18 protein-coding genes and 1 pseudogene are annotated in these 14,098 nt (G+C 36.1%); 1 reads left to right on the forward strand and 18 read right to left on the reverse strand.

Annotation, left to right across the window (positions count from 1 at the left end; all coding sequences use genetic code 11):
* Window positions 1-539 precede the first annotated feature (539 nt).
* The 8 genes from HMPREF2805_RS03265 to HMPREF2805_RS03300 are packed head-to-tail and all read right to left on the reverse strand — an operon-like array spanning window position 540 to window position 5,873.
* Window positions 540-1,556, reverse strand: a complete 1,017-nt coding sequence (locus HMPREF2805_RS03265) for a hypothetical protein (protein WP_075231381.1) — start codon at window positions 1,554-1,556, stop codon at window positions 540-542.
* Window positions 1,549-2,016 (reverse strand): hypothetical protein, encoded by a 468-nt coding sequence (locus tag HMPREF2805_RS03270; protein WP_075231382.1) that lies wholly within the window; start codon window positions 2,014-2,016, stop codon window positions 1,549-1,551. Before HMPREF2805_RS03270 ends, HMPREF2805_RS03265 begins: the two co-directional genes overlap by 8 nt.
* 43 nt (window positions 2,017-2,059) lie before the next feature.
* Window positions 2,060-2,854, reverse strand: a complete 795-nt coding sequence (locus HMPREF2805_RS03275; protein WP_075231383.1) for a DUF4261 domain-containing protein — start codon at window positions 2,852-2,854, stop codon at window positions 2,060-2,062.
* 47 nt (window positions 2,855-2,901) lie between these two features.
* Window positions 2,902-3,399: a hypothetical protein gene (locus HMPREF2805_RS03280; RefSeq protein ID WP_075231384.1), complete on the reverse strand. Its 498-nt coding sequence runs from the start codon at window positions 3,397-3,399 to the stop codon at window positions 2,902-2,904.
* A gap of 10 nt (window positions 3,400-3,409) precedes the next feature.
* The gene (locus HMPREF2805_RS03285; RefSeq protein ID WP_075231385.1) at window positions 3,410-3,964 is read right to left on the reverse strand and encodes a hypothetical protein; all 555 of its coding nucleotides are present in this window, start codon (window positions 3,962-3,964) and stop codon (window positions 3,410-3,412) included.
* Between the two features lie 17 nt (window positions 3,965-3,981).
* Window positions 3,982-4,464, reverse strand: a complete 483-nt coding sequence (locus HMPREF2805_RS03290; RefSeq protein ID WP_186822550.1) for a hypothetical protein — start codon at window positions 4,462-4,464, stop codon at window positions 3,982-3,984.
* Between the two features lie 18 nt (window positions 4,465-4,482).
* A complete protein-coding gene (locus HMPREF2805_RS03295; RefSeq protein ID WP_075231387.1) occupies window positions 4,483-5,334 on the reverse strand; it encodes a CbrC family protein in 852 nt (283 codons plus the stop codon).
* Between the two features lie 32 nt (window positions 5,335-5,366).
* Window positions 5,367-5,873 carry a YfbM family protein gene (locus HMPREF2805_RS03300; RefSeq protein ID WP_075231388.1) on the reverse strand — a complete coding sequence of 169 codons (507 nt, stop codon included), beginning with the start codon at window positions 5,871-5,873 and terminating at the stop codon, window positions 5,367-5,369.
* A gap of 121 nt (window positions 5,874-5,994) precedes the next feature.
* Between HMPREF2805_RS03300 and HMPREF2805_RS03305 the strand changes: the two genes are divergently transcribed.
* Entirely contained in the window at window positions 5,995-7,014 is a 1,020-nt protein-coding gene (locus tag HMPREF2805_RS03305; protein ID WP_075231389.1) for a hypothetical protein, read from the forward strand.
* A gap of 30 nt (window positions 7,015-7,044) precedes the next feature.
* On the opposite strand, the gene HMPREF2805_RS03310 is transcribed toward HMPREF2805_RS03305, so the two are convergent.
* The 10 genes and pseudogenes from HMPREF2805_RS03310 to HMPREF2805_RS03355 form a co-directional block, all read right to left on the reverse strand.
* Window positions 7,045-7,491, reverse strand: coding sequence for a hypothetical protein (locus tag HMPREF2805_RS03310; RefSeq protein ID WP_261676231.1), 447 nt, complete (start codon window positions 7,489-7,491; stop codon window positions 7,045-7,047).
* Window positions 7,492-7,575: 84 nt separating this feature from the next.
* Window positions 7,576-7,957: pseudogene (locus HMPREF2805_RS03315) on the reverse strand (hypothetical protein); the annotation flags it as partial.
* 48 nt (window positions 7,958-8,005) lie between these two features.
* Window positions 8,006-8,317, reverse strand: coding sequence for a hypothetical protein (locus HMPREF2805_RS03320; RefSeq protein WP_075231390.1), 312 nt, complete (start codon window positions 8,315-8,317; stop codon window positions 8,006-8,008).
* A 38-nt stretch (window positions 8,318-8,355) separates the two neighbouring features.
* Window positions 8,356-8,676, reverse strand: coding sequence for a hypothetical protein (locus HMPREF2805_RS03325; RefSeq protein WP_075231391.1), 321 nt, complete (start codon window positions 8,674-8,676; stop codon window positions 8,356-8,358).
* 81 nt (window positions 8,677-8,757) lie between these two features.
* Window positions 8,758-9,636, reverse strand: coding sequence for a DUF4300 family protein (locus tag HMPREF2805_RS03330; protein WP_075231392.1), 879 nt, complete (start codon window positions 9,634-9,636; stop codon window positions 8,758-8,760).
* Window positions 9,637-9,680: 44 nt separating this feature from the next.
* The gene (locus HMPREF2805_RS03335) at window positions 9,681-10,562 is read right to left on the reverse strand and encodes a diacylglycerol/lipid kinase family protein (protein WP_075231393.1); all 882 of its coding nucleotides are present in this window, start codon (window positions 10,560-10,562) and stop codon (window positions 9,681-9,683) included.
* A 277-nt stretch (window positions 10,563-10,839) separates the two neighbouring features.
* On the reverse strand, window positions 10,840-11,559 hold the full coding sequence (locus HMPREF2805_RS03340; protein WP_075231394.1) for a class I SAM-dependent methyltransferase: 720 nt from the start codon (window positions 11,557-11,559) through the stop codon (window positions 10,840-10,842).
* The gene (locus HMPREF2805_RS03345; RefSeq protein ID WP_075231395.1) at window positions 11,540-12,331 is read right to left on the reverse strand and encodes an alpha/beta hydrolase; all 792 of its coding nucleotides are present in this window, start codon (window positions 12,329-12,331) and stop codon (window positions 11,540-11,542) included. Before HMPREF2805_RS03345 ends, HMPREF2805_RS03340 begins: the two co-directional genes overlap by 20 nt.
* A gap of 89 nt (window positions 12,332-12,420) precedes the next feature.
* Entirely contained in the window at window positions 12,421-13,305 is an 885-nt protein-coding gene (locus HMPREF2805_RS10555; protein WP_075231396.1) for a DUF6892 domain-containing protein, read from the reverse strand.
* Between the two features lie 13 nt (window positions 13,306-13,318).
* Entirely contained in the window at window positions 13,319-13,705 is a 387-nt protein-coding gene (locus HMPREF2805_RS03355) for a hypothetical protein (protein ID WP_075231397.1), read from the reverse strand.
* Between the last annotated feature and the right edge of the window lie 393 nt (window positions 13,706-14,098).

Genomic DNA, 14,098 nt, shown 5'->3' on the forward strand with positions numbered 1-14,098 from the left:
GATACTTATGAAAAAAGAGCAGGTTGGCACCTGCTCTACAATCTACTGACGTGTTTATGTTTGTTTCTTTTGAGTATGTCTGTTCCTGATGTTTCCTAACTCTCTAGTAGCAAATATTACGTACTTTATTGATCGTTTCACAAGATGACGTGTGCTTTCACCACACTAACAAATCTATACGAATTAGGACAAGTGCCCTAACATCAACTTATAAAAGTAGGCTTTTAACCCTATCAATAATGTGGCTTTCCAACCACGCTTCGGCATTCAACCCTGCCTGTCCGTAGGCATTTTTTACTCGGGTTTATATTTGCTAGAAAACATCATCTCATTTTCTAAGCTTCATTACTATATCATGTTTTCACTATCTTGTAAAGTATTTTTAGAACCTTTTTTAAACAATTTAACATTTTGTTCGTGAAATTGCTTTAGTTTCAAAATAGAAATCGTTTTAAAATAAGTTCAAAAAGATTAAAAAGGAACTAAAATACTCAGTTCCTCAAGTAGTTATAAGTACAGTCAACTATTCAAAATCCTATCTACTCATCTCGTGCTACTTGAATAGCTAGCTCAAAATCAGTCATCAAATAATTTTCATCTAGTCGGATAAGACTATAATATTCATTCCAAAATAGAGAGTCACTGTTACTTGACCACTGTAATCCATACCACAATTGAGTGACATCACTTGTATGTGATGGGGGGATTGACCATAGATGCTTTTTAAAAGTTTCTTGAACAAGTGGAACATCCAGTCGACTAGTCAAGTCGAGTTCATCCAATTTCAAAATTATAGAATGTTCTTTAGCTGCTTCAATGCTATCCTTGTTAAATCGAACCTGAATAACCTTAGAATCTTCTAGAACCACGTCCTTATCTTCTGCCCCGTAAAAGGAAATACTCCCAAGAACTATGCCATCTTTTGCAAAGAGATAGGGAGCGTAGGGAACAGCATTGCTATCAAGTCTGAAGCCTTTTTCGATAGTAACTGATTTATCGCCTGGATACTTTTGGAAACTTCCATCTGTCAGGAGCTCTTCGTAGTCGCTAGCACCATCGCTCTGTCTTACATAGATGTCAAAACCAGCATCCATCAGATCACTTGCTTTGGTTTCTGCTAAAGTGATTTTACTTTCATTAATTTGCAAAATTGGTGCTTGAGGTGGCAAACCAATCGTGAGATTAAACATGACTCCTACTAGAAAGACCATCAAGGTTATAAGGAGGGCAAGTAAAGACTTTCCAGTCCTTTTTCTTGCATTGAAAAGAGCCATTATAGCTGGGAGGAGGATCATTTTGGCTAAAATAGAATTCCCAACACCACCTCTATTTAAGGTCTGAAAAGCAAAGACGCCTGCGATTGCAATCAGGGACAGGTAGACCAAAATCTCGCCTAGACCCAGTTTTTCTGTTCGAGTTTGTTGATTTACAGGGGTTTCGTACAATGACTGCCCATTCTCTCTCCTCTTTTTTAGAAAGAGATAAAAGCCCAGACCGAGTAGCAGATTAAAGATTGCAAAAACTATTAAAGTACCTATTATCGCCGTTCTAGCCATGGCTCTCTACTCCTTTATGTTCTCTCACAAATCTAATCTTTCTCTTTAGTACCCAATTCCCAATCAATAAAACCAGCAAGAAGAAGGGGCCACCTTCTATCAGCACAATGGGCAAAGCCAGTAGAGCAATCATCAAAAAACTAGCTTTCTTTTGACGCCAACTACCGCCCCATTCTCCGTTTATCAGCTGACCCAAATAGTCGATGTAGTCAGTATACATCATAAACAAAGGATTTTGGAAATCACTGAGCCTTAGGTAAATGAATAAAGCAGAATTTAGCAAAACATAAAGAATTCCAAGGACTAGAATAATCTTTTGACTAGTTCGAGTAGCCTCGAGAAGGATTTTTTCTTTGTTCTCTGGCTTTATTTCCTTGATACTTGGATTCTTACAAGAGAGTTTTTCAAATTTATAGACCAGAAATCGGTAGAGATAATACTTTTTTATATCACGCTTCATAAAAACCTCAATCTAGGAAGAACACTCAATTATAAATCATGGTCTAAACCTCTAATTTCAAGGAATTTCCTTCCAAATAGATGGCTTTTGACTCAGTGATTTTGATTTTTTGATCTTCTGAAAAGCCAATGGTTTCACCGTCCTTTAAGGTGACATCACTGCCCAAAATATACTGAAGAATAGACAAGAGAAAAAAATATAAGTCATCGCTATTCATAGGGGAGTCGATAATTTCAATCTCAGTTTTTCCAAACTCTTTCAAACCATAAGTGTAAATGCTGGTCTTATCTTTCTGATTGATAATCCCCATATAGATCCAGAGTTGAAGGGGAAGCATTTCTTCTTTCAAAAGGTCAGCCAGGTCTAGATAAAGATCTTTGGGCAAAAGCAAGGTGGTAGAACCCTGATAAATACCAATAGCTGATTGACTAGTTTTTAGGATAGAGGCATTGACTTTAGTTAATAAGGAATAAGTTTCTACTGGCGAAAGATTGTCAGACAGGATAGAAACAATAGCGTGTTTTGTGTGCTCCTGTGTTTCCTTCTCAACATCCTGCCAGAGGTAAGAATAAGCATACAATTCTTCAAATTCTTGACTTGGGATAGGAAGATCCATCAATGCCAAAGCAACGAAAGCACCATCAATCACAAAGGTTGCACTAGAATCATCACCAGAAACTTCAGAAATTTCAAGCCCCCAGTGAGATTTCAATTCCTGAAAAACCTGGTCTAAAGAATAAGCCTGCTTGCCTTTGAAGAGGGGCATGGACAAGGTAAGGCTCTTTTTCTTCTCTGACTTTTCTTTCTTACTAGCAAATAGATTTTTCAAAAATTTCATAGGACTTCTCCTTTTCTCATATCAGTTGGAAAGTAAAGCTATCTTGGTCAAAGTGAGTCGAGATACCAAGTTTCTTCATCCTCAAAACCGTAAAATTTCTGGTCAAGCAACCAATTTCCATCCACCAATCTAAGAACAAACTGATGCTTCATTTCTAAAGCTTCTTGATAATGGGTGATAATTCTTGCTTCTTCAGCTTTTGTCATGATAAAATCTACAGAAAAATCATTCGTTTGAACATAGTTATACTCACTTGGGGAAGCATAAGAATTTCGAGGTCCTCTTTCCAAGTATTTTTGAGTCACTCGTCCAGTTAGAAGTTGCATTTGTCTCTGAAAATAGTCATCCAGAAGTTCATTCCACTTGGGATGAACTTGATTTGCTGGGATGCCAAGGCCTTCTTTTTCCTTATCCAGTGCTCTGTTACGCTCAAAAATTTCCTCTTCTAACAAGGTTAAACTTTTGAGTAAATCAAGCAATGGTGTGATGATTATTTCTGCCAGAGTTTGATATCTTTCAGGGGTATTTTTATAGTTCACTCTCATAATTACTCTCTTAACTCTCCTGGATTAATTGCTTTAATTCTAAGTCTGAAAGTTTTCCTTCCATGTAAAGTTTCCTAAGTAAATCCTTATATACGGTAATTTCATAATAGTCAGTCACAAACTCATGAAATCTCTCAAAGCTATCAAAGAGGTAAGATAGCAACCATTCTCCGCCATCCTGGTCTTGGTAAGTCTGTTGATGCGCTTGACCGTCATACCAGATAAGGAAGGTTGTTTCATCTTTTTGGTCTTCTGAATAAAGTGAGACATACTTTTCATCCAGTCCTTTATAAAAACTATCGATGATATCTTGATTCCACTCGTCAGCAGCAAACTGGCTTAAACTACTTTCATGATCAAAGCCTTTTATAAGGATCATTTTATCAGTCAAAATCACATCTAAAGAATCACCAGAGCCATTATCAATAAGGTAGCGGAGTCCATAGTCTTCCTCAGTCTTAATCACGAGTCTGAGCCAATCCTCACTCGGATCTGTCAGATACTCATCAATAACCAGCAAGGCATCTAAACGAGTCTTTATCTTGTCCCAATCAATCTTTCTCATCTCTAAAAACCTCCGTCTTATCCTTGCGATTTATCAAGATCACAAGCCCTATAGCGAGCTGTTAGATAGCCTGAAAGGCTAATCTGAGGGATATTCCACTCATTAGGCAAATAAATCGAACAATCTACCTGATCACCTAGAGGGGAACTTGCTGAAAAGACATATCTTCTCAAATCCTCATTATTAGAATTTCTTTCAACTAGACTCAATCTGCTAGTATTGAACCAGTCTTTAAACAGTAACCAGATTTGCTCGGCATCTTCGTTTAATAGGGAGACTTTCAAGTTGTAGCTGATTCCGACCCTACATCTTTTTTTGAATCCTGACTCATCAGCCTTACAAACTTTTATCGATCCCTTATCATACTGCCAGTTATCACTATCTAATAGGGGAAATTGAGCAGATAGATTGTCTTTAAATCCCTGCATAGTATCTAATAAATCTTTGGAGGCGGCTTCGAATACTTCTAGTCCTTCCATAGTCTTCTCTTTAATTTTCATAGCTAATCACATTTCGATTTAATCTGCATCAACCCAGATCTGGTATTTTTGGCAATGTAGACATCTAAACAAATAACCACAGATAGGCCCGTCTTTGACCAAGTAGTCTTCTACCTCTTGATATTCTTCACGCGCTTCATAGTCTGAAAAGACTTGCTCAGCGATTCCCATGGCCTTTAATTCTCGAGTGCCAACTGTACCCAAGTAAGCACAATAATCTTGGCAACAAGAAAGCCAATATTCTCCCTGCCAACTAGAGTAGCCTGGGGTCTGACAAAAAAGCAGCTGATTCTTTTCTGGATCCAATTCACCCTGCCACTCGGCATCTTGGATAAATTCTGCATCGAATTTTTTGGCTGCATGACCGTTTGCAATGCAAGTTGGGCAGAGATGTTCTATCTCTTCGATACAATAAGGTATAAGGGTATAATAAACATTGCTTTCTTTCCCACAAGATGGACAAATCTTGGCTTCTCCTTCAACAAATGAACCTGTAGCTAAGGGATCTGGATGATAGAGAAAATGGGGTAAGTCTTTTAACAAGTCCTGCCTTTGCTTCTTCTCTTCTTTTCTTAGAGGACGAGGAAGGGCAAAACGATCGCCATGACTCTGACTCATTTCTTGTAAACGGCTCAGTTTCTTTATCTGTTTTCGATCAGGTTTGTCTAAGATTTCAGTAAATAAGCTATAGGCACTAGTGTAGAGACCCAATTGTTCATAGAGGTCAACTAAGACTTTCTTCGCTTCTAAATCATCAGACTTAGCTAATTCATCAGCCAAATCATAAAGTGCCGCAACACTTGAAGGCTTTCCATCTTGATCCAGGTATTGCTTTTTTAATGTAATGTATTTTTCTAGAAATGGATTCATGGGACTACCTTTCTAATGGATGACATAAAATCTTAACAAATGGTAACTAGGACATTCCCCTTGTGATTTAAGATTTCCTTGTAAAAGTCTTTCATTTTGACAAAGCAGGTTAAAATGTCATCCTTAATTTCTTCCTCTTCCTCAAGATAATCCCAAATATCAGGATACAAATCCGCTTTCTTACAGGCTTCCATACTAAAGTCAGTCATAGCCCTGTCCATGTCAAAACTTTCTAAAGCTTCTACAATCTCGGCTATCTTAGTTTTTTCAGTATAGGCGATATATTCAGATACATCCTCTAGAGGAGTCACCCCTAAAACAGCTTCTCTCAAGGGATTGTCGTCCAAAAATTCTGAACTACTAAATCCTGTCAAGACAAAGACCAAGACATCCCACATTTTGTCAATATCTAGTAAAATATCATGACTATCAGCGGAATCCTCAGCAAAGTCTAACAAGTCATCTTCCTGGTTAGAAAGAGCTTTTATTTGTTCTAATTCATCGTCTGGTAAATATTGATAATTAGCAATCATTCCCATGATTTTCCTCCTTTGAATCAGTTAGTATCATACGGATATTTCTAGCTCTGTTTCCCAAGAAAGTGCTATAATGGAGCTAAGAAAATTGTTCTCTAGCAATTGAAAAACGGGGGAAGTAGTCATGTTCACTAGTATTGTTTTGGGTTTTTATGCTCTTTTCTTTCTATCCTTGTCCTTTACTATCTATCTCTATATTAGACTTGTAGTTGCGGTTAAAAAAGGCAAAGACATTCCCAAATGGATTTATAAACTTGGCCATGCTGTTCAAGGAAGAATTCACATTGACTATGAAGAAATCACTGATGCCAATGCCCTTAAAGAGATTCATTGGTTCTTGCTGATCTATCTAATAGTCAATCTACTCCTATTGGCTGGCTTCTACTATCATGGCAATAGCTTTCCTCAAGCCATTTATGAATGTTTGAAAAAACAATTTTTCATCGTACTTGTTAGTATGGTTTTAAAAAGTATTGGTAAATTTGTTGTACTGGCTATAAGAAAAAACTTTCATAACAGTCATGTCTATGCATCAACCAACGCTTTTATCGGGACAGCTTTTTTAACGAGTTATGTTTTTATGTTTTGCATGATGATGAGTGGGCTTCCAGCTCAACCTGTTCCAGTCACCATTCAAGATACCACTGTCATTATCGGGGAGACCAAGGCTTCCGAGCTTTTGGAGCATGGGTTCACCTTCGAAGATAAAAGTGCAGATAGTCCAATCACCAATCCCAAAAACGACCACTTCTACTACGGACAGCTTCTCGAAGTCAAGCGGGATGATAAGCCCTATGGCTTTATGAGCCTCACTCCCACAAGCAAAGATACTGATCAACTCAAAAACTGCGTCGTCACCTACTACAGAACGCCCAAGGATACTCGTCAGTTGCAGGAAATTTCTATCAATCATGTCAAGCTAGCCAATCTCAAGCTTCAAGATTTTCAAACACGAAAATTAATCGATATATTTGAAGTCAATCCTGCTGATTATAATGTCTCTGATACCGATGCCAACTTCATTCTGACTATTCAAACAGCAGATTACGACCTCTGGAAAAGGTATCGGATTGAATCCAAGTTCAATTCAGATGGTTCGATTGATAGCTATGGAGTCAGAGCCCAACACAGTATGTGGGAATAATTGACCATTTCCCCCTTTATCACATAAGCATTAAACTGGAAAAATATCGTCGACAAGTTTATAGGTTTCGATGAATCGAAGGCCATAGGAACCTTTATCTCTAGTGATTTCTTGATAAATATCTTCTAAATTTTGGGCAGGTGCTAGCATCCAAAGACTAAATGGGCTGAGTTTCACCTGTCCAATTTTTTCAATATTATCTAATAATTGCCCTAAATCTTTGTGATTGAACCAGCAATCTGTAACCAGAGCAAACTTGGTATTGTCCATCTTACAGGAGATTTGACTGGTCAAAAAATCATCGATGGTGGGCTTTTTGGTTTGTAAGAGGCGCGTGCAAGCTAGATGATACTCAAGCTTTCTAGGACTCTGCTCAACCATAGATACAAAGACAAGACCATATTCATCTTCGAACTTAACAGCAAGGATATCTCCTTCTTCAAAGTAAGGTTTGCGTTTATACTCTTCGAAAATCAAATTCAAACCACGTCAGCTTCGCCTTGCCGTACTTAAGTACAGTCTACAGTTAGCTTCCTTGTTTGCTCTTTGATTTTCATTGAGTATTAGCTTTTGCTTTAGGAACCTTTAGAGGTCTAGGATTTTCAGTTTGCAACTGAACTGCAAGTTTTTCCAAGACTTTTTGCCTTTGCTTCAAAGCCTTTGGATCTATTTCCATCCAAAATGGATCAGGACCTTTTTTGATAAGCTCTAAGGTTTTATCTCTGATGTCGCCTGTCAGATGACCAATCTTCCACAGTGAATAGGCAAGAGCAGTCCAATAAATTTCTGTAAAAAAGTCTGTTTGGCAGTAATCATTCTCCGCATCAAGGATATCCTTGATAATATTGGCTATATGATCACCATCTCTATAGCGACCAACCACATCATTGTAAATGTCATAACCTTGATCACTGTCAATGATTTTAACGCCATCAATAGCCATTCTCAACTCCTAATACTCAATCGACATCTTATTGCTAAATCTCAAAACTTATTTAATCTTATGCTTGTTCATTTTTTCTTGGAAAATATCTGTAAGAATTTGTCGCAATTCTTGAGCTTCCTTTTCAGGAAGTTGGCCTTCTTGTTCAGCAACGGCATACAACTCTGGATATTCGAGCGAGATTCTCTTAACAGTACGTGTAATGGCATGTTTTCTAACAAAAAACGGAATCCGTTTAATCATATCCTGAGGAATTAAGGCGATAATTTTATCGGCAGTTTCCTTATCGGTCAGCTTAGAGAAAGTTAGTCCCTTTTTAATCATTTCTTGTTCTTTTTCTGTAAAATCTTTAATATCCATTGTGTCTCCTTATGACTATTTTATTTACTACTATTATACTATTTTTTTAATTGGTCGAATGAAAAATCTCTATAAATCACTTCTTTGCCAAGAACGGAATCTGTTGTAACAGGTAGTTTTTGCAGCAAATCTTGGATATCAATATTAGTGGGAAGAGGATTAAATTCTCCCAGACTATTTTCTTGAAGATGTGCTGCAAAGATAAACTCCCCCTTTTCCCAATCCATAGCACAATCATTGATAACATCTACTGGCGACAGGTCCAGCAGTTCTTGCTCTTGCGCTATAAACGTTTCGTAGATCAACTCAAAAATAGCTTCCTTATCAATTTTTACAACTCTTAATGTATGTTCATCCATGCTTGCTGTCCTCTAATCATATCAATTTAGCTATCATTCGATTGGTAACTTCTTATCCCACTCTTTAGGCAAATCATCCTTTTAGAGTTGGACCCATTTATCATTGTCCATAATAAATGGTTTAGCTAGACCTTCACCTGTATAGTTTTCATATTTTGTATCTAGATATTTGTAACAATCTTCCTTGGTTGCAAATTTGATAGCTTGATAAGGCTCCTCAAAGGTTATCTTTTCGACAAAGAGATAACCGTCCTCGCTTGGCACAAGTATGCCGACATGACCGATAAAGAGGGATTGACCATCCAAGTCATCATGAACTACAACAGATAGCATTCTTGCATTTTCATTAAACTTGAATTGAGAAAAGAACTGTTCCATCTTTGCAGCATGTACCTTGACATCAGTTGTTGCTTCAGTTTTAACTCTTGAGAATAAAATATCAAAAGCATCCTTGTCTTCTGCACCAAAGACTTTTCCCTTATCAATAGCATCATTATCGACAAACAAGAGGGAATCATCTTTCTCTAACTTAGGAATTTCGATTGAATTTTTCAATAAACAATAACTGTTAATCCGACAGTTGGTACCTACAAAATCACCTTTTTTCGGTGTCCAAAGATTGCTAATCTTTTCTACGTCATACTCGGTTTTGGTGAATGTAGAAAAATCTCCAGTTAAGCCTACTGAACCAACAGTATTGTTATAATCATTGACAAGATTGAAAAATGCATCCACACTGTCTTTATCCAAATGCGCAGCCAAGGCTTTTCTGACTTCTTCTTCACTGGGCTTACTGTTCATATTGCTATAAGTAGCTTTCCAGGAAACCTGATTTGATTGTGATTGACTGACTGAGTTTTCCGTAGTAGCTTCGCTTTTCTTTTGTGCTTGACTACAAGCCACGAAGGTAAAAAGAAGTGTTGAGCAAAGACCAAGAGTTGCTAATTTTTTAAATTTCATAGGCTTTCCTTTGTTTAAAAAATTGTTGTTAAGTGTGAAAATCATTATTCTTTCGGCTGTGAATATACTTGAATATGCTGCCCTAGTACCTTAATTTCCACTGGTAGATTATCAGATTTATCTCCATCAACATCCGTTTCCAACTCAACATCTGAAGAGATTTTTATATGACGAGCTTTTATATAATCGATGTGATCATTTTCTACGACGTCCCCTTTTAATAAGTCAGGGATAACTGACAATTTAGTAAGAATTGATGCATCCTTAAGAATCAGAACGTTTGCATATCCGTCCTTATCTTCATCAAAAATCTTCTTATCAGCAAAATAATTGGTTAGGAGAACTAAAACGTGACTTGCTTCTCCAATATAGTTTCCATTTTCTGTTTCAACTTGAATGTTAAATGCTTGATCTGTCACGACAGACTTCATGGTATTAATCGCATAGGCTAGCATACCAAATTTTGTTTTATCCTCTATCCCAACGTTATGGATGGCTTCTGGTAGTGAACCAATACTAAAGATATAACCAAAATAATTTCCATTTGATTTTCCGATATCAATCTTATTCGTAGAATTAAAATCAAGCTCGTCAATGGCACCATCAATATCTTGATTGATTTCTAATAGTTTGGTGATAAGATTTCCAGTTCCTCCTGGGATAATCGCAAGTTTAGGAATGTAGTCTTTTTCCGCGATACCTGAGATTACTTCATTGACTGTTCCATCTCCACCGAATACGAGAACTGCCTCATAATGCTCCCTGGAAGCTTCTGTGGCGAAGTTGGTTGCGTCTTGCGCTTTTTGTGTAATTCTGGTATCGACTTGCTCGAAGTATTTTTTAGCCTTATTTTCTAACTTTTCCTTATAATCTAAAGCCTTTTCTCCACCAGAGGTTGGATTGATAATCAACATTATTTTTTGCATTCATTTTCTCCTCAATATCTATTTGCATCTTTAGGCTATCAATATATCTTTTTTTGATACACTTTATTATATAATGAAATTTCTAAAAATAAAATTTGAAAGTACTGAACTAAAATAGATACAATCCTGAACTGTCTAAGAATTTTTCTTTCAAAATTCGAAAAATAAATTTGTGGAAAAAATTTTATCAAGTTACAAACTGAAGAAATCATCTCATTCACTCTTTCTTCATATACGACTGTTTTTATTTTACTTTAAAACAAAAACTATGCTTCTATTATTTTTTTAGCCACAAATGTTGTAAAAAACTAATATCTTTATAGGGTTTTAAATCACATACTGCAAGTTCAATCTTTGTCATTTCTTCTAACCAGTTTTCTTTGCTCTTAAATTCATTTGGTTGTAGACTGTAAAATGTTCGAATCCCCAAATAGTTTTCTAATTTAAGACCAGACAAAGCTAATATTTCCTCAATTGTATAAGTAGAACCACTTGCAAAAGATAGGCTCTCAAAATTTTCACCATTGAGTAAGCTAAATGCTTGATTGATATCATTAGCAAAAACAACACTTTGTAGAACTTTTCCAACTTGATTATGCTTGATAATTGAAATCAAGCCATCATCTTTTAAAATTCTTTTGAACTCCAGAAGATAGTCTTTTCGGTCATTAGGATCTATATATTCTAAAACATTATGGCAAAGGACAAGATCAAAGGATTTATCCGTAAAACGAGCGAGTTGGTCAATACTTCCCCACAATTTTTCATAGGATGTGGAAGAGTTGGCATAGAGCATTTCCTCATTAGGTTCAACAGAAATAACTTGATTCTTGCAAGAAAGAAATTCACTGACCAAGCCAAATCCAGATCCAAAATCAAGAATTTTCTTACCTTCCAGATGAGCAAGTTGGGCAAAGGTTATTTCATATTGTATCTTTCCCCAAGGTTGTTTTAACATATTTCTATAATGTTCAAGATCAGATCTTTTGCTTGTCATGTGTTACCTCATTAAAACTGGTATTTTTCTTTACAATCATTTCTTTTAATAATTTACAGTAAACTGCCGAATTTTCAGTGATTTTGCAACAGTGATCATATCCTTGCCAAATGTGAAATGTGGCATGAGGATACTTTTTGGGGATAACTTTTTTAGCAGCTATCAAGTCGAATTCTTTTGAACCATAAAAGAAAACACAATTTTTTTGTTCCTCTGGCGTGAGGTTAGGCAAAGCCACAAATGCACAATCATGGGAAATATGTTTGATGCTTTCTTCACCCATAGCAATGAAAGAATCCACCATCATCTCTCCTTTTTCTCCATAAAGTGCAACCATCTTACGAACAGCAAGATCTCTATTTCTCAGAGCTTTTCTATGCTTTATTAATAATAAATACCTAGTAAAGACATCAAGCAAGGGCGCATTTGTCCATAAACTAACCCCTTCAAAAACAAGTTTCCCAAACCTGATATCCTTATAATTCAATAATTGCAGTAATACAACACCACCCAAGGATGCGCCAAAGGCTAAACACAAGTCTTTTATATGATGAGCCTTTAGATAATCATAAATCATCTGGCTTTCCTTAAGAGCTGACTCGTAAGTATCCGAAGCTGATTGCCCATGCGCGGACAAAGCCGGAATAATATATCTAAACTCTTGCCCCATCTGATCTGCAATGAGGGACTTCATCCCTTTAGCAGAAGATAACATAGGGTGGATTAACAATATCGTCTCTTTCTGATTAGAATTAAGATCAAGAATGTTCATTATCTATCACCAGATTTCTTTCCTTTTTAGCCCTTATCCTTAAAGAACTTATACCATCCATTTATGATTTATTCAGATAAATGCAACAATTATAATACCTTCACTTGAACCCCTTGCATGTCGAACGTTTCTTTGACATGTTCAAAATTACTGCTTATGATAGTCGCTTGCTTCAGATTTGGAAACTGTTGCAGTTCTTTAAGACTAACTTCATTTAGATCGAAACCATCATCTTCTCCATCCCACTGAGGAATCAAATTCAGATAAATTTCATTTCCGCCATCCATATAGATTTCTTGGACTTGTTCGGCATATTTTTTGGGTATCGGAAGATTTATCGTATAATCAAGTGCTGGCTGAATAATCTCCATACTTTCTGTATCGATTTCCAGTTCACTAAATTCATCCGCAAAATCATAGATGTCAAAGTAGGGTTTCAGTACTCGTAAATCGTACATCAAAACTTGGATAATAGTTAGTTTAAAATTTATATTGTCAAAGTGTAGCAGTTCTTCGTCAGTTTCTTTTAACTTGTAGCTTTCCCGTTCATGTTTGACCTCTGGGAAGTAGGAAATTGATAGTGTATCTGTAATGGTCTCTGGAATTCCATTACAAGTTATCAGGGTCTTGCAAGGATTGAGAGGTAATTCTTCCTCGTCCCACATGGGTTTGACCTTCTCTCCAAAATATAAATAAAGCGAAGTAATTAAATGCTCCTCATCAATATAGACCTCACAACTCTTTAAGTGTTGTTTAATTTCAAAGGAATGCACAAATACGAAACCAAGTTCATCATAAATATATTTGATAAACTGCCCTTCTTTTTTGAAAAATCGGTCAGGTTTTCCAAAAACAGTTTCTATATCCTTTAATGATAAAGGGAAATGCAAGCTTGTTTCTAGAACATCGATAGAATTTCCGTGGAAATTCATAGAAAGGACCTTAGCTTTTTTCTTTCTAAAAAAATCAAACATTTAACTCACCTTCTTAAGTTTCTTCAAGATACATTTTGACTGCTAGGTATTCCTGCTCTTTAGCATAGGCAAATACTTCTGAATTTCTAATGTAGTCAAAAATATTTTCCTCTAAATCTTCATCCCAGGTTGATTCACTAAAGATTTGATTGTCTTGACTTGCTTCATAGAAAATATCAAGGTGAACTTGATAAAACTCTTCATCTTCATTTGGAGCTTGCCTTACTAATGATAGTTGAAACAATGGTTTATCAGATATACTTGTAAATGTCCCTGTTTCAAACAAAATCATCTCATCATCAATAGGCTCACGACACAAGTCTTCAAAGATAGCTACCATATCCTCTAAGGGCATCTTATCGGTGATTCTTTCTCTTAAAAATTCAAGTGATTGCTTCATACTTCTCCTCTTTCTAATTGGAGTTTCGTTCTTAGAAAAATCCTTTTAAAAAATAGAATCCCTACACCCTTTATTATACTACATTAACAGAAAAAAGACTGAAGCAGATGGCATTCACGGATCTATACTATTGTAATCGGTCAATTCCCTAAAATGATTACCTAGTCCATTTTATTGTATACAGATGAGGTGTTATTTGAACATGCCCTTTTATAACTCAATTAGTATTAAAAATAAGATAGAAACTTCAGGATGGCTACTGTCTTGTAGCATTTTTTTAACCTTGATAAATTTAACAAATCGTAGAAAATAGTTAAAAAGTCTTTAAAATTAAAAAAACGTATAATATCAAGATTTCAAATGTACTGACCCCAAAAAGTTAGACAATTAATT

The sequence above is a fragment of the Streptococcus sp. HMSC034E03 genome (assembly GCF_001811505.1).
In the GTDB taxonomy this organism is placed as follows: domain Bacteria; phylum Bacillota; class Bacilli; order Lactobacillales; family Streptococcaceae; genus Streptococcus.

Excerpts from the sequence above, each read along its gene's own strand:
- HMPREF2805_RS03265 (WP_075231381.1), bottom strand. The coding sequence starts at position 1,556 with ATGGCTAGAACGGCGATAATAGGTACTTTAATAGTTTTTGCAATCTTT.
- HMPREF2805_RS03270 (WP_075231382.1), bottom strand. The coding sequence starts at position 2,016 with ATGAAGCGTGATATAAAAAAGTATTATCTCTACCGATTTCTGGTCTAT.
- HMPREF2805_RS03275 (WP_075231383.1), bottom strand. The coding sequence starts at position 2,854 with ATGAAATTTTTGAAAAATCTATTTGCTAGTAAGAAAGAAAAGTCAGAG.
- HMPREF2805_RS03280 (WP_075231384.1), bottom strand. The coding sequence starts at position 3,399 with ATGAGAGTGAACTATAAAAATACCCCTGAAAGATATCAAACTCTGGCA.
- HMPREF2805_RS03285 (WP_075231385.1), bottom strand. The coding sequence starts at position 3,964 with ATGAGAAAGATTGATTGGGACAAGATAAAGACTCGTTTAGATGCCTTG.
- HMPREF2805_RS03290 (WP_186822550.1), bottom strand. The coding sequence starts at position 4,464 with ATGAAAATTAAAGAGAAGACTATGGAAGGACTAGAAGTATTCGAAGCC.
- HMPREF2805_RS03295 (WP_075231387.1), bottom strand. The coding sequence starts at position 5,334 with ATGAATCCATTTCTAGAAAAATACATTACATTAAAAAAGCAATACCTG.
- HMPREF2805_RS03300 (WP_075231388.1), bottom strand. The coding sequence starts at position 5,873 with ATGGGAATGATTGCTAATTATCAATATTTACCAGACGATGAATTAGAA.
- HMPREF2805_RS03305 (WP_075231389.1), top strand. The coding sequence starts at position 5,995 with ATGTTCACTAGTATTGTTTTGGGTTTTTATGCTCTTTTCTTTCTATCC.
- HMPREF2805_RS03320 (WP_075231390.1), bottom strand. The coding sequence starts at position 8,317 with ATGGATATTAAAGATTTTACAGAAAAAGAACAAGAAATGATTAAAAAG.
- HMPREF2805_RS03325 (WP_075231391.1), bottom strand. The coding sequence starts at position 8,676 with ATGGATGAACATACATTAAGAGTTGTAAAAATTGATAAGGAAGCTATT.
- HMPREF2805_RS03330 (WP_075231392.1), bottom strand. The coding sequence starts at position 9,636 with ATGAAATTTAAAAAATTAGCAACTCTTGGTCTTTGCTCAACACTTCTT.
- HMPREF2805_RS03335 (WP_075231393.1), bottom strand. The coding sequence starts at position 10,562 with ATGCAAAAAATAATGTTGATTATCAATCCAACCTCTGGTGGAGAAAAG.
- HMPREF2805_RS03340 (WP_075231394.1), bottom strand. The coding sequence starts at position 11,559 with ATGACAAGCAAAAGATCTGATCTTGAACATTATAGAAATATGTTAAAA.
- HMPREF2805_RS03345 (WP_075231395.1), bottom strand. The coding sequence starts at position 12,331 with ATGAACATTCTTGATCTTAATTCTAATCAGAAAGAGACGATATTGTTA.
- HMPREF2805_RS10555 (WP_075231396.1), bottom strand. The coding sequence starts at position 13,305 with ATGTTTGATTTTTTTAGAAAGAAAAAAGCTAAGGTCCTTTCTATGAAT.
- HMPREF2805_RS03355 (WP_075231397.1), bottom strand. The coding sequence starts at position 13,705 with ATGAAGCAATCACTTGAATTTTTAAGAGAAAGAATCACCGATAAGATG.